The organism is Ekhidna sp., from assembly GCF_964218185.1.
Taxonomy (GTDB): domain Bacteria; phylum Bacteroidota; class Bacteroidia; order Cytophagales; family Cyclobacteriaceae; genus Ekhidna.
This window is the reverse complement of the sequence record NZ_CAXPLV010000004.1, coordinates 1-13,750: the sequence shown is the minus strand read 5'-3', so window position 1 is coordinate 13,750 and position 13,750 is coordinate 1. Positions and strand designations below refer to the sequence as shown.

Annotated in this window: 10 protein-coding genes; 3 read left to right on the top strand and 7 right to left on the bottom strand. The window is 41.3% G+C overall.

The genetic code is table 11. From position 1 onward, the window contains the following. Positions 1-43: 43 nt before the first annotated feature. Both ACEQZT_RS03885 and ACEQZT_RS03880 read right to left on the bottom strand, forming a co-directional pair. A complete protein-coding gene (locus tag ACEQZT_RS03885; protein ID WP_370087423.1) occupies positions 44-1,882 on the bottom strand; it encodes a mechanosensitive ion channel domain-containing protein in 1,839 nt (612 codons plus the stop codon). Between the two features lie 123 nt (positions 1,883-2,005). Beyond that, positions 2,006-2,434: a peptidylprolyl isomerase gene (locus ACEQZT_RS03880; RefSeq protein ID WP_370087421.1), complete on the bottom strand. Its 429-nt coding sequence runs from the start codon at positions 2,432-2,434 to the stop codon at positions 2,006-2,008. A gap of 135 nt (positions 2,435-2,569) precedes the next feature. Here ACEQZT_RS03880 and ACEQZT_RS03875 point away from each other — a divergent pair, with 135 nt between their 5' ends. Both ACEQZT_RS03875 and ACEQZT_RS03870 read left to right on the top strand, forming a co-directional pair. Then, positions 2,570-3,277, top strand: coding sequence for a pirin family protein (locus ACEQZT_RS03875; RefSeq protein ID WP_370087420.1), 708 nt, complete (start codon positions 2,570-2,572; stop codon positions 3,275-3,277). Positions 3,278-3,287: 10 nt separating this feature from the next. Beyond that, positions 3,288-3,776 (top strand): VOC family protein, encoded by a 489-nt coding sequence (locus ACEQZT_RS03870; RefSeq protein ID WP_370087418.1) that lies wholly within the window; start codon positions 3,288-3,290, stop codon positions 3,774-3,776. Positions 3,777-3,828: 52 nt separating this feature from the next. Here ACEQZT_RS03870 and ACEQZT_RS03865 read toward each other — a convergent pair whose 3' ends face one another. The 5 genes from ACEQZT_RS03865 to ACEQZT_RS03845 all read right to left on the bottom strand — a co-directional run bounded on the left by ACEQZT_RS03865 (position 3,829) and on the right by ACEQZT_RS03845 (position 10,539). Next, positions 3,829-5,157: a RagB/SusD family nutrient uptake outer membrane protein gene (locus ACEQZT_RS03865; RefSeq protein WP_370087416.1), complete on the bottom strand. Its 1,329-nt coding sequence runs from the start codon at positions 5,155-5,157 to the stop codon at positions 3,829-3,831. A gap of 11 nt (positions 5,158-5,168) precedes the next feature. Beyond that, a complete protein-coding gene (locus tag ACEQZT_RS03860; RefSeq protein ID WP_370087414.1) occupies positions 5,169-8,051 on the bottom strand; it encodes a SusC/RagA family TonB-linked outer membrane protein in 2,883 nt (960 codons plus the stop codon). Between the two features lie 150 nt (positions 8,052-8,201). Beyond that, positions 8,202-9,185 carry an NADPH:quinone oxidoreductase family protein gene (locus ACEQZT_RS03855; protein ID WP_370087412.1) on the bottom strand — a complete coding sequence of 328 codons (984 nt, stop codon included), beginning with the start codon at positions 9,183-9,185 and terminating at the stop codon, positions 8,202-8,204. Next, entirely contained in the window at positions 9,182-9,529 is a 348-nt protein-coding gene (gene arsC, locus ACEQZT_RS03850) for an arsenate reductase (glutaredoxin) (RefSeq protein ID WP_370088021.1), read from the bottom strand. The genes ACEQZT_RS03855 and arsC overlap by 4 nt, the downstream gene beginning before the upstream one ends. After that, positions 9,526-10,539 (bottom strand): acetamidase/formamidase family protein, encoded by a 1,014-nt coding sequence (locus ACEQZT_RS03845; RefSeq protein WP_370087410.1) that lies wholly within the window; start codon positions 10,537-10,539, stop codon positions 9,526-9,528. Before ACEQZT_RS03845 ends, arsC begins: the two co-directional genes overlap by 4 nt. A 135-nt stretch (positions 10,540-10,674) precedes the next feature. Between ACEQZT_RS03845 and ACEQZT_RS03840 the strand changes: the two genes are divergently transcribed. After that, positions 10,675-13,566: a WD40/YVTN/BNR-like repeat-containing protein gene (locus ACEQZT_RS03840; RefSeq protein WP_370087408.1), complete on the top strand. Its 2,892-nt coding sequence runs from the start codon at positions 10,675-10,677 to the stop codon at positions 13,564-13,566. Positions 13,567-13,750 lie beyond the last annotated feature (184 nt).

Below are 13,750 nucleotides of genomic sequence, written 5' to 3'. Positions count from 1 at the left end.
ATCAATCGACTAGTTACTTCTTTGAAGATATCGTTTTTTGGATTCAATCTTTTCCATCAGGTTCTTTAGGAATTGTAATGGCATTTCCATCCCTCACAGCACGATAGTGAGGTGACATGATCTCTACACCAGCCGCATTGAACTTATCTTGAATATTGGCGTGAAGTTCAGAATAAATTTTAGGCATTTTCTCAGGAGTGTCGGTATAGGCGTTGAGCTGATAGGCCACATACCAATCGTCAAGGCTCGTCTGGAGTACAAAAGGTTCCCTGCTTATATTCACTCCTTCTGTAGCCACTGCTGCTTCAATTAGCAACTCATGTACCTGACGCCAGGGAACATCATAACCAATCGTCACAGATGTATGAAGGATCAAGCCCAGCTCTTTGCTACTTGAAGTATAGTTCACAGTATGCCCACTTAGGATAGATGCATTAGGAACAGTGATATCTTCATTTTTGGTAGTCCGTACTCTGGTTACCAAAAGGGTTTTTTCCACTACCTGTCCTGTTACCTCTCCTATTTTCACACGATCGCCCAGGCGAAATGGTCTCATATAGGTGATTACCAATCCCGCTACTGCATTAGCGATTGCTGAGGATGATCCCAGTGAAAAAAGGATACCCAGAAATACTGAAACACCTTTGAAAATATCAGAATCAGATCCTGGTAAATAATCCCATATCACAATGAACATGAACGCATATACCAGAAACTTAACGATGTTGTAAGTAGGCATGGCCCAATCCTCGTGGAAACCTGTGATTTTCAGCCTGCTGGTCTCAATCTCATGTGAAATGAACTTAAGAAAACGCACAAGGTATTTAGTGATCACATAAATCACCGCAATAGTGAATGCATTCGGAAGGTAATTCCAGAAAGATAGGAATATGCTCTGCGCTGGACTTAAAATCCAGCCCATGAGTGTTTCCGCCCAATTCTTAGTGAAAGGGAAGAGCCCAAAAATAATTGGCAGACAGAAGTAAAGAACAATAGCAAAGAAGGCCCATTTAAGCACCCCAACCACTCGCACACTAACATCTAATTGTCTTTCAGGAGGTAGAAATTCATAATTACCAACCTTAATTCCGGTAAAGTACTTTTTCTTATTCATGACCATCCAACCCTGAATGCCTGTGAACAGCCTGTTTAAGAAATAGATAATTAGAACAGCAATACCTAGAATCAAAAACACAAGTCCGATACGAGCGGCAATATTTCTGATATTGCTTCGATTACGATCAGATATCACAAAGTTTGAAATCTGCTCACGATAAATTTTAGCAAGGGATTCTTTGGATTCTCCATCAACCCAAAGTGCATCCCAATCTGAAATACTGGTGACGATCAAGTTTTGATACATTAAATCAACCGTTCCCTCATGCGGTTCCACATACAAAGAGTCTGGAAAGAAATAATCATCTCGCACCAGCAACTCTATCTTTTCAGTAACATTCGCCGCACGATCTTCTGCCATTACCGGCCCGAGTTTCGTAAAGATTGTAAACAATGAATCTCCTCTTGGAGCTACCACATACCCTTTATAACTTTCTTTTAACTTAAGTATGCGATTTTTTTGCTCCGAATTTCTTATCGAATCGCGAAGTTCTATTTCTCTGATCTGCTCTTTTAAGGTAGCCTGATTCACCTGCCCACTTTCCTGCAAAAGCTGAATGCGACGCATCAGATCTACCCTAGCCAGCGAGTCTTGCTTTCTTTTTTGCTTGTTTTGTAAAATCAGGCGCTCATATGTCTCAAGCTGCTGACTCAAGCTATTCAACCTCCGCTGAACACTATCAGATTTTAAACTGTCTGCATTGGTTTGAGCGTGGGAAGACCCTGCGAAAATGCAGATGGTAACGACGAGGAATAATTTATTCATTGCAATAATTTGCGCTATCAACGCTGAATTTAATGAAAGGTTGGGATTGAATTTACAATAAAAAAAGCACAAAAAAAGAGACCCTGAAATAAGGTCTCTTTTGTACTAATTCTTTTTTGTATTCTATCCGATTTCTACCAGCTGAATATCGAAAATCAGATCCTTTCCAGCCAAATCATGGTTAGCATCTACTGTGATCGCATCATCGGTAACAGCCGTAACACTCACATATGTCTGATGTCCCAAATCATTTGTAGCCACAAGCTTCTGACCTACCTCAGGTTTCATATCTGCAGGCAGCTGATCTTTCGGAACCTCCTGAATCAATTCTTCTCTTCGCTCACCATATGCCTCAGCAGATGGAATCTCCACTGTCTTTTTCTCGTCGATCGCCATCCCATTTACAGCCTCATCGAATCCCTTAATCATTTGTCCTCCTCCAACTGTAAACTCTAGGGGCTCACGTCCTTCAGAAGAATCAAAAACTTCTCCTGTAGTAAGCTTTCCTGTATAATGCACTTTTACCTTGTCGTTAGCTTTAGCCTTCATCATTTTTCTTTTCTTGTGAAATAATTGACGCAAAGGTACAAAAAATATGAAGGGTGATTTTTAGGAGGATATATTTATATGTAACTACATATAATGTAATTACGTACATTTAGCATCAGTGATATAAAAGCAAAAAAAATGAAAACTATAACACATAGATCAGATACTCGGGGAAAAGCAAATTTTGGCTGGCTCAACAGCCGTCATACATTCAGCTTTGGTCACTATTTTGATCCGGAAAGAATCCAGTTTGGAGCGCTCCGAGTACTTAATGATGATATTGTGGTAGGTGGTGCCGGATTTCCTACGCATCCCCACAATAACATGGAAATTGTTTCCATTCCTCTGGAAGGGGCTCTTGCCCACAAGGATAGCACCGGAACTGAAAAAATCATTGCTACGGGTGAAGTGCAAATAATGAGTGCGGGGAGTGGATTGTCCCACTCCGAATACAATGCAAGCAAAACTGAGGAGGTAAACTTCCTTCAGGTATGGGTTCTTCCGAAAGAACGTGACATAAATCCACGATATGAACAGAAACTTTTTGATGAAAATGCTCGAAAGAATAAGATTCAGGTGGTAGTTGCTCCGGATAATAAGAATGCACTATGGATCAATCAGGATGCCTGGTTTTCACTAACTGACCTGGATAGAAACACATCTATCACCTACGATTTTCATAAATCCGGAAACGGTGTTTACCTATTCGTAATTGATGGGAATGTGTCTGTTGCAGGTGAGCTTCTAAAGAAACGAGACGCATTAGGCATATCTGACACCTCAAAACTGGAAGTGTCCGCGAGTACCAATGCCAGGTTATTGTTCATTGAAGTGCCTATGATTTAATATGACGCATATGAACGAATACAAAATACCAGGTGGGACACGTATTGGTCATGTTCACCTGAAAGTCTCCGACTTGAAGCGGTCACTGGAATTCTATTGCGATCTATTGGGCTTTGAACTCATGACCACCTATGGTGAGGATGCAGCATTTATTTCAGCTGGTGGATATCACCACCACATTGGTTTAAATACATGGATGAGTAAAGGCGGAAGTCCGTCTCCACGAGAGGCTACCGGATTATTTCACACCGCTATTCTTTTACCAACCAGAAAGGATTTAGCTCTGCTTTATATGAGATTGAGAGAAGCAAAATATCCACTATCCGGTGCTTCAGATCATGGAGTATCGGAAGCCATTTACCTTAATGATCCAGATGAAAATGGAGTTGAACTTTATTGGGACAGACCAAGGGAAGAATGGCCTAAAAAAGAGGACGGCTCATTGGATATGTATACCAGGCCTCTAAACATGGAGAATTTGCTGGGTGAGCTGAAATAAAAAAAGGCTCACTATTGACGTGAGCCTTTTTTTTTAAGATTCTAACACCTTTTTAACTACCCTCCTCCGTCAATGGGAGTGGGAATTTTGTGAAAATAATTTGCTGAGCTGGAATAACATTTCCATCAGAATCTGTTGTGGTAATATTATCCAGAGTAATATAAGTCTCATTCAAATTATCTGTTCTTCTCAAGTCCACCATTCGATGACCCTCTGCCCAAAGTGAATATCTTCTTTCGACAAGAACATCCTCAACGGTCACTGTCCCCGCTAATGGAGTAAGACCTGCCGCATCTCTAACAGCGTTAATTCCAGCAAGAGCTTCTGTATTATCAAATCCAATATTAGCCTCTGCATAAATCAGTGCCAGCTCTTCATTTCTAATAATGTCAATTGGGCTAATTGCACTTTCATAAAGATTGGTTTCATAATTTACAGTGATACCTGAACCTGTAAAGGGTTCAGCTCTCTCCGTTACCTTATTTAACCTTAGATCGTTTGGATCTTGTGCTTCATCTACCCATGTATCAGATGCGAAAATTTGATCACCATTCTGTCCAGAAGGTTTAAATATGTCATTCAATTGATCGCCTGGGCTTGTGCTAAAAGCCATTTTTGGGCCTACGCTCAAATCTCCGTCTATATCAAAAAACGACGCAGTAAGTGCAGCTCTAGCAGCGGCCATATCGCCAGCATATAATGCTGCCCTAGCTGCAAGAGCTCTATTAAATTCAGAAAAAGTCGCGGGTGTATCAAACCCTGCAAAACCACTTGATAGTGAGAAGGCAAATTCTGCCCCTGATAGACTAGCAAGTCCGTCATCCAATAGGTCTCTCACTTCCTGCAATACAGTATTGGGATTTGTCACTAGCGGTCCAGGATTATCAGGATCAGACACATCCAATCTTACCCCACTATCATAGTAAGCGCCCCACAGCACTAAAAGCTGATGCGCCATAATAGTTTGTGCAAAGCCTCGATATCCAGCCTTTTCTGCATTCGTAACATCTGCTTCTGCAACATCCAATGCTTCTAACAGAATATTGCAGTTTTTAATTACTCTATATCGACTTGTCCAATTAGCAGTCGTATAAAAAACACTTTGGCTAAGAGTACCTTTTGTTCCAATAAGATCAGTTCTATTTCTAGGATCCGCATCAAATAGGTATAGCTCACGTGTTATTGTTCCAACGGCAGTCACAAATATTGAATGATTTGTTCGCATTCCTGCAACCGCACCAGCTGTTAAGTTATTTAGCTGAGCTTTTGATGCGCTTTCAAGAATATCATCCAAAGCAGGTGCATTTGGATTTATTTGCTCATCTATTTCACAGCTAAATGCCACAAAAGCAGCAATTATTGTTATTAATATTTTTTTCATTTCAGTAGTTATTAAAAGTTAACATTGAGATGGAAGAAAATTTGCCTGTTGTTTGGGTATGGCCCAACATCCAAACCTGTTCCCAAAGCGTTGGTACCATTAGTTGAAACTTCTGGATCATAACCCAGATAGTCAGTCTTGGTCCAAAGATTTCTTCCTGACGCACCAATTTTCACACCTTCAATCGTCCCATTGAACACATTCAACACATTTTTAGGTATTGTATAATATAGTGCAACCTCTCTCAACCTCCAGTACCCTGCTGGCTGAATCCATGTGCTGGCATACTGAGATCCTCTTTGATCGATGATTGGGTTGGTTCCTCCATCATCAAATAATAAATCTGATAAGTTCAGGTTTTCGCTTCCTTTTTTCCAGTGAAGCAAGAATGAAAAATCAAAGTTTTTCATAAAGTTCACTGTGTTATAAAATGACATCTGGAAATCAGGAGCTGTGTTTCCTACCTCAACAGGAGTACCATCTACATCTTGATATATACCAGTTACCGATCCTCCCGGCTCTATATAAAAAGTTCCCAATGATGTACCAAAACCATTGTTAGGAGCGGCAAATGGAGGAACTCCTAAACGAGTATATGTTGCTTCATTTCTCCACCAGTTAATTGTAGAATTCCATGTAATGTTCTCATTACTTACTGGACGAGCATTTAAAGCAATCTCCATTCCTTTATTCTCAAGATCTGCATCGTTGAGTACCTGTGTGCTAAATCCTACTGAAGAAGGTAACCCTCTATCGAATAGCAAGTTTTTCACTTTTCTATTGTAGGCTGTGAATTCAAGTCCAACAATTCCATCGAACAAGCCTACATCAAAACCGAATTCCAGCTCTTGTGAAGTTTCCGGTTCCAAACCCGGAGTTCCACGTTGCTGATCGATAATACTACCTCCTATTCCTCCTGAGCTATTTCTATCAAATGTTGTAAATAAGGCTCCATATGTAGCACTAGATCCTGTTTCTCCATATGCCGCTCTTACTTTCAACTGATTGATTTGGTCTACACTCCAGAAATCAAAATTGTGAATGTTCGCTGCAAGTGACCCTTTAAAGAAGGAATAATACTTGTTTGGGTCTCCGTTAAGACTTGACTTATCCATTCTGATACCTACGGTACCAATTAGTTGATCATTATAATTGGCTTGTTCCTGAAAAACAAAACCGAATTCCTCCTCATTTTCAAAAGTCTGAACTATATCATAAGCTGTTGCTTGAGTCAGACTTGTTTGTCCCTGAATTAATTGGGTAGCCTGATTGTAAACAAACTCTCTTTTAAAATTAAGGTAGGATATACCAGCACTGGTACTAAGTGAGATGTCACCTAAGAAGATATCATGAACCAGAAAAGCAGTATAGTTAAGGTTGGTAAAGTTATTCTTACCAACTCCTATATAACCATTTTGCTTTCCTCTTTGAGCTTGATGGTATTCCGGTACATAAACGTAAGTTTCATTGGTGAAATGGTCTAAACCACCTTGCCATTTAAACTTCAATACTTGATCATCCTTTTTAATAAGGTCTGCGTCAAACGCAAGTGACTGAAGTACTCGATTTACCTTATCATCATTTTTAGCTTGATCTCTAACAAGGATCATATTTCCTGAGGCTGATGGGTTATCAGGATAATTTCCATTTGCATCAGGGAATAAGTTGTACCATGGACGTGTATAGGCCAAATTATAAATCACTGCCAATCCACCCTCGTTTTCATTACCAGTAAATCCTCTTTGTGTCTCTGAACGAATAAAAGATGATGAACTTGCAATTTTTACTCGATCACTGATTTTATGATCAATGTTGGTTCTGATATTATACCTCTGGAAACCAGTGTTTTTCATAATGCCTTCTTCATCTCTGATTGATCCCCCAATAAAAAATGAGGTTTTATCACTTCCACCTCGAGCTGAAAAATTTGTGTTTGTGATAAGGCCGGTTTCACCAAACAACTCCTTCTCATAATCAACCACCTCACCTGCATTAAATGCAGCTACTTCCGCATCACCAAAAGTTGATGCAACATTAGTTGCATTCCAATCTCTAAGTCCTTTCAACCTTACCGCTTTGCTAAAGCCAACATCCTGAGATAGGCTGAACTGAGTTCTACCCTGACTACCCCTCTTAGTGGTAATAATGATTACACCGGCATTAGCTCGGGTACCATAAATAGCAGCTGCAGAAGCACCTTTTAGAACTTCAATGTTTTGAATATCATTTGGATCCAAATCAGCTAAGCGGTTTGATGCTTGCTCTTCATTAGGCCTGTTAGCGCCGGAAGCAAACCTTAAACCTGAAGGCACTTCCGCATTGCTCATATAGATACCATCTATTATCACTAATGGCTGGTTATTCCCCTTAATTGAAGATATACCTCTAAGTCTCATTGCAATTCCTCCCCCGGGGGCTCCAGAAATGGAGGTAAGATTCACACCAGTAAGCTTACCATAAAGAGCTCCATCAACAGTCCCCTGATTGGTCATCCCTGTTAGTTGCTCAGAAGAAACTGTACTGACCGAATTAGCCAAATTCGAACGTTTCACTGAAGTGGCCAGACCTGTCACTACCACCTCATCTAGATTAGTCACATCCGTCTTCATAGAAACGTCTCCAGCACTCGAAGCGTCTATCTCCTGACTTGCATATCCTATTGATGAGAAGACCAATGTTGCACCTGAAGGTACTGACAGTTCGTATTCTCCGTTGATTCCTGTAATAGTTCCGTTTGTAGTCCCTTTTACTAATACAGTCACACCCGGTAACGGCTCTCCGTTAGAGGCATCCGTAACCGTTCCATTGACCCTTACATCCTGGGCCATCAAAAAACTAATGGGTAGCATTAACGCCAAAACCATCAGTTTTCTTTTTAAGTAGTTTTTCATCATAGTAGAGTTTTTAACTTAAAAATTGATTTAACATTCCATTAAAAATCACGAAATATCAGATGAATACCAAAAAAACATCGAGGAATAAAATTGTTAATGCAACTTCCAATTGAAAACCAATACACTCTCAGTATTATATTCTGAATATTTTCATTCAGCATTAACCTCTAGTATGATCTTCCCCTTCACATTCCGATTCTCAACTTTTTCTAAGGCATTTCTAGCCTCATGCAAAGGGATAATTTCATCAATAAATGGACATACTTTTTTTGTGGCTAGCATCCCTAACAACTCCTGAATATTTTTCTTATTCTCTTCCGGAAAATTCCTAAAAAAGTTACCCCAGAAAACACCTGTTATAGAAGCACTTTTGAGCAGAGGAAGGTTGAGAGGGATCGCTGGCACATGCCCCGCAGCAAATCCTACAACCAAGTATCTTCCCATCGGAGCGATGGCTCTGAATGCCTGCTCAGTAAAGCCACCACCTACAGCATCAAAAACCACGTCAACCCCACGTCCATCAGTTAAATCCTTTAAAGCTGTTTTTATATTTTCGGGTGAATATTTATGTACAATATCTGCACCGACTTTTTTGCAAAAATCTAGCTTTTCATCAGTGGAGGCACACGCAATGACTTTAGCTCCCATGGCTTTTCCCAACTGAATGGCCGCTGTTCCTACTCCACCTGAAGCACCGAGAATCGCCATGGTATCACCAGCTTGAAGTTTGGCTCTGTCTTTCAATGCATGAATAACTGTACCATGAGTCATTAGCGTAGCGGCAGCATCTTTAAAAGAAACCTCAGTTGGGAGATGATGAGTGTTGGATGCAAAGCCAATGGCTTCCTCAGCAAATCCGCCCCATGAAGTTCCAGAAACTACCCGATCGCCTGGCTTGAACTCTGAAACATCAGGCCCTACCTCTATGATTGTACCCGCAACCTCTCCTCCAGGGGAGAATGGGAGTTCTGGTTGAAATTGATACTTCCCTTGAATAATTAAAGTATCCGGAAAGTTGACACCAGCATATTCTACAGCTATTTTAACTTTACCGGATCCAGGTGAACCTATATCATGATCTCGATAAACTAATTTTTCAGGCCCACCAAGCTCCTCTACCAGAATGGCTTTCATAAAAGTTTCAAAACATTTTCAGGAGGGCGACCCAACACAGCTTTATCTCCATCGATTACGATAGGTCGTTCTATCAACTTAGGATAACGGACCATGGCATCAATCCATTCATCATCAGAGAGGTTTTTCCCTTTAAAATTTTCTTTGAATTCAGGCTCCCCTTTTCTGACAAGTTGTTCAGGTTTAATTCCTAGTAGTCCAACCACTTGCTTTAATTCCTCCTTTGAGGGGACATTTTTGAGGTACTCCTTTACGACGAAATCATGACCTTTTTCTTCAATCAAGCCAAGTGTTTGCCTGCTTTTACTGCATCTGGGGTTGTGATAAATTGTAATCATTTTTATAAAACTTCCTTAGAAATGGACATTGTCACCAACATGTGTGGAACATCTACTACTTCAGCTATTTTAAGATCACCTGCCAGCGAGCAAAGCATGTAAGCATCATTTCTGCTTAGGCCATGATTGGACATAAGGTAATCAATCATGTATCTGGTAGCCTTTTTTGCAGCTTCATCTATGGTAGTGGCAAAGGCAGTCACCGCATATACATCATCATTTTCATACTGTGGTTCTGATATCGAAGATCCCTTCAACACTTCAATCTCAACAAGGAACTTCATGGGTGCTTCAATAGCTGTTCCACACACCTCACCCAAGCCTTGCGCAGCATGTGCATCCCCTATGGAGAACAAAGCACCCTCAACGAATACCGGAAGATACACAGTCGTGCCCTCCACAATATTTGGGTCATCCATGTTGCCTCCATTGGCACGAGGTGGGATGGTAGAAAGAAGCGAATCTGTATTTGGTGCCACACCTAGCACACCGGGAAAAGGCTTCAAAGGAATGTTAATACCATCAGCAAATCGAACATTATTCTTTCCGGCCAACTCAAAAGTTTTCAAATGCGGTTCGGTAAATTCATCGGCTAAAAAACCAAAACCAGGAAGAATGGCAGTCCAACCCCAGTCTCCAATTTCAATCTTATGTAATGTAACAGCTATCACATCTCCAGGCTGAGCTCCATTGATATAAATTGGTCCGGTTAATGGATGTATAGGCTCAAAGCTTAAATTCATCAAATCTGAGGTGTCAGAGTCAAGCGTAAGCTGGCCATCGGTGGCTTCCTCAGTGCTGATCTCCACTACTTCTCCAGAATTAATAGTTAAAACAGGCTCAATCGACCTACTCCATTTATTATGTGTTTGATCTGATGTAAGTGAATAGTTAGCTTCGGGCAAGATCTTATCATTGACTACCTCATCACTATCATTAACGACAGTGGTACACCCAAATACGGCTACCACTAAAATCCAGAAATGCTGCTTCATGTATTTATATATTGTTTTCACAAGGCTAAAGTTTTATACTTACTAACTTATTAAAAAATCTAACCCCATGAAATGAGCATGATTAATAAAACATCTACTTAGGATGATTAATAATATGTGAATTCCATGTGTCCTATAAAAAACAAACACATCCACATGAAAACCTTTTACTTACTTCTATTTCTGAGTATCGTAATTATTTTACCTGCTCAGCGGAAGAAAAAAACGAATGACATACCCCCTGCTACACCTGCTGGTGAAAGATGGAACGGCTTTCAGCAAAGACTAAGGCTGGAAGAAAATTCTCTAGTAAAAAACGTTCCATTCCGAAATGTAGGTCCAACAGTCATGAGCGGTCGTGTTGTAGATCTTGCAGTAGATCCAGCTGATCCTTCTCATTTCTATGTTGCCTACGCATCAGGATCACTATGGGAAACGAAGAATAGCGGAACCTCATTCGAGCCAATCTTTGACAACCAAATCGTGATGACGATAGGTGATATTGCAGTTGATTGGGAAAATAATATCATCTATGTGGGATCTGGAGAAAATAACTCAAGCCGATCATCTTACTCTGGCTATGGGATGTTTAAATCATCTAACAATGGTGAAAGCTGGGAGAATATTGGCTTGACGGAAACCCATCACATCAGCCGAATCCTCATTCACCCCTCTGATCCCAACACGATTTGGGTCGCAGCTCTTGGACATCTCTATTCTGAAAACCCTGAGCGAGGAGTCTATAAATCCACAGACGGAGGTAAAACCTGGAGTAAAACCCTGTTCGTCAACAACCGAACCGGAATTGTTGATTTGGTGATGCATCCTGACAGCCCGAACACCCTTGTTGCTGCTGCGTGGGAAAAGGACAGAAAAGCCTGGAACTTCGAAGAGGCAGGTCCAGGAACTGCACTTTACAGATCAGAAGATGGTGGAAATACCTGGACAGAAATCTCGGATGATTCCGGGTTCCCGGATACTGATGGTACAGGCCGTATCGGGCTTGCGTTCGCTCCATCCGATCAAAACATCATCTACGCTATTTTGGACAATCAGGATAGAAGAGAGCCAGAAGAAAACGAGGACGAGGGACTAACCAAAGATCAATTGAGAAGCATGAACAATGCTCAGTTTCTGGCGTTGGAAAATAAAGCTATCAATCAGTTTTTGGATGATAATGGATTTCCAAGGGAATACAATGCGGTAGACATTAAAAAAGATGTGGAGGCTGGAAAAGTAAAGCCCATAGATCTGGTAGTATACACAGAAGATGCCAACTCACTGCTTTTTGACACTCCGGTGAAAGGGGGCGAGATGTATCGCTCCAATGACGCGGGAAAAACCTGGACAAAAACACATGAAGACTATATTGAAAGTATGATCTACTCTTATGGATACTACTTCGGTCAGGTAAGAGTGGATGCTCAAGATCCGAATGTAGTGTACACGATGGGTGTACCGATTGTTCGGTCAGATGATGGAGGGAAAACCTTCAAAAGCATCAATGAAGACAATGTGCATGTTGATCATCATGCACTTTGGATCAACCCCAACGATCCTCGACATCTGATTTTAGGAAATGATGGCGGAGTATATGTGAGCTACGATACGGGAGCTACCTGGATCAATTGCAACTCTCCTTCTGTAGGTCAGTTTTACTCCATCGCAGTGGACATGGCCAAGCCTTACAATGTTTACGGTGGATTACAAGATAACGGAGTGTGGAAGGGACCAAGCACTTACGAATATTCCAGAGGGTGGTATCAGGAAGGACGATACCCATATGAACGACTCATGGGTGGTGATGGTATGCAAGTGGCTGTGGATACCCGGGACAATGAAACAGTGTACACCGGATATCAATTTGGTAACTACTTTAGAATTAACACCAAGACAGGTGACAGAAAGTACATCACTCCTCGTCATAAGCTAGGTGATGCACCTTACCGCTGGAACTGGGAGGCACCAATCGCCCTATCCAGTCACAATCAGGACATTGTCTACTTCGGCAGCAATCGATTTCATCGATCAATGGACAAGGGGGAAAACTTTGAAACCTTGAGTGGCGATTTAACTCAAGGTGGAAAAAAAGGAGATGTGAGTTATGGAACACTTACAACAATCTCCGAATCACCTACTCGATTTGGATTAATCTATGTTGGAAGTGATGACGGGTTAATTCACCGCTCAGACAATGCAGGAGCAAGTTGGAACAGAATCACCGAAGGCCTGCCAGCCAACTATTGGGTGAGTACCGTGGTAGCTTCAGCACATAAGGAAGGGAGAGTATACGCTTCCCTAAATGGCTACCGATGGGATAACTTCCAACCTATGGTTTACATGAGCGAGGATTATGGGAAGACTTGGAAAAACATTTCTTCCAATCTCCCGCAAGAGCCAGTGAATGTGGTGAAAGAAGATCCTGTAAACGAAAACATCATCTATGTAGGCACTGATCACGGCGTGTACGTTTCAGTGGTTGGAGGAAGAAACTACAATGCTTTTGTGTCTGGTTTGCCAAACACACCGGTACATGACTTGATTGTTCATCCACGAGAGAATGACCTGGTACTGGGCACTCATGGTAGAGGCATTTACATTGGTAACATATCACTGGTGCAGCAGCTTTCCAATGATATTCTTGCTAAAGAAATTCATGCATTTCCTATTGAGGAAATCACGCACAGCTCCAGATGGGGAAGTGCACGGGCATGGAGAGACCCTTACGAACCAACTACCAATGTCTCATTCTACTCCAATGCAAATGGTGATGGCAAAATCGAGGTGGTTTACAAAGATCAGGTGGTTTCATCCATAAACATCAAAGCGGACAAGGGGTTGAATATCATAGAACTAGGTCTGGAAACAGATGAGTCTTTCAAGGATCTTCTGGATGATGAGCAAAAAGAAGATTATAAAGCTGCGGAGAATGGAGACTATCATTTAGTGGTGGGTGAGTACACTGTAAGAATCACAGTCGGAGGTACGAATGTTGAAACACCTATGACAATTAAAGCTCCAAGGGAGCGTCCGGGCAGAAAAGAATAAGAAAGTCAAAGTTCAGATTAAGCCACCTTGAGCAAGGTGGCTTTTTTATTACCCATTCCTCCAATCCCCAAAAATCCAGTTGCCGGGTGCTTTTTCATCCGGAGATAGAAAAAACTCTTCAAAAGCTTTTACCAGCTCTCCCCCACTGATACGTCCATCCCCATTGATATCCAGCAAGTCAAAA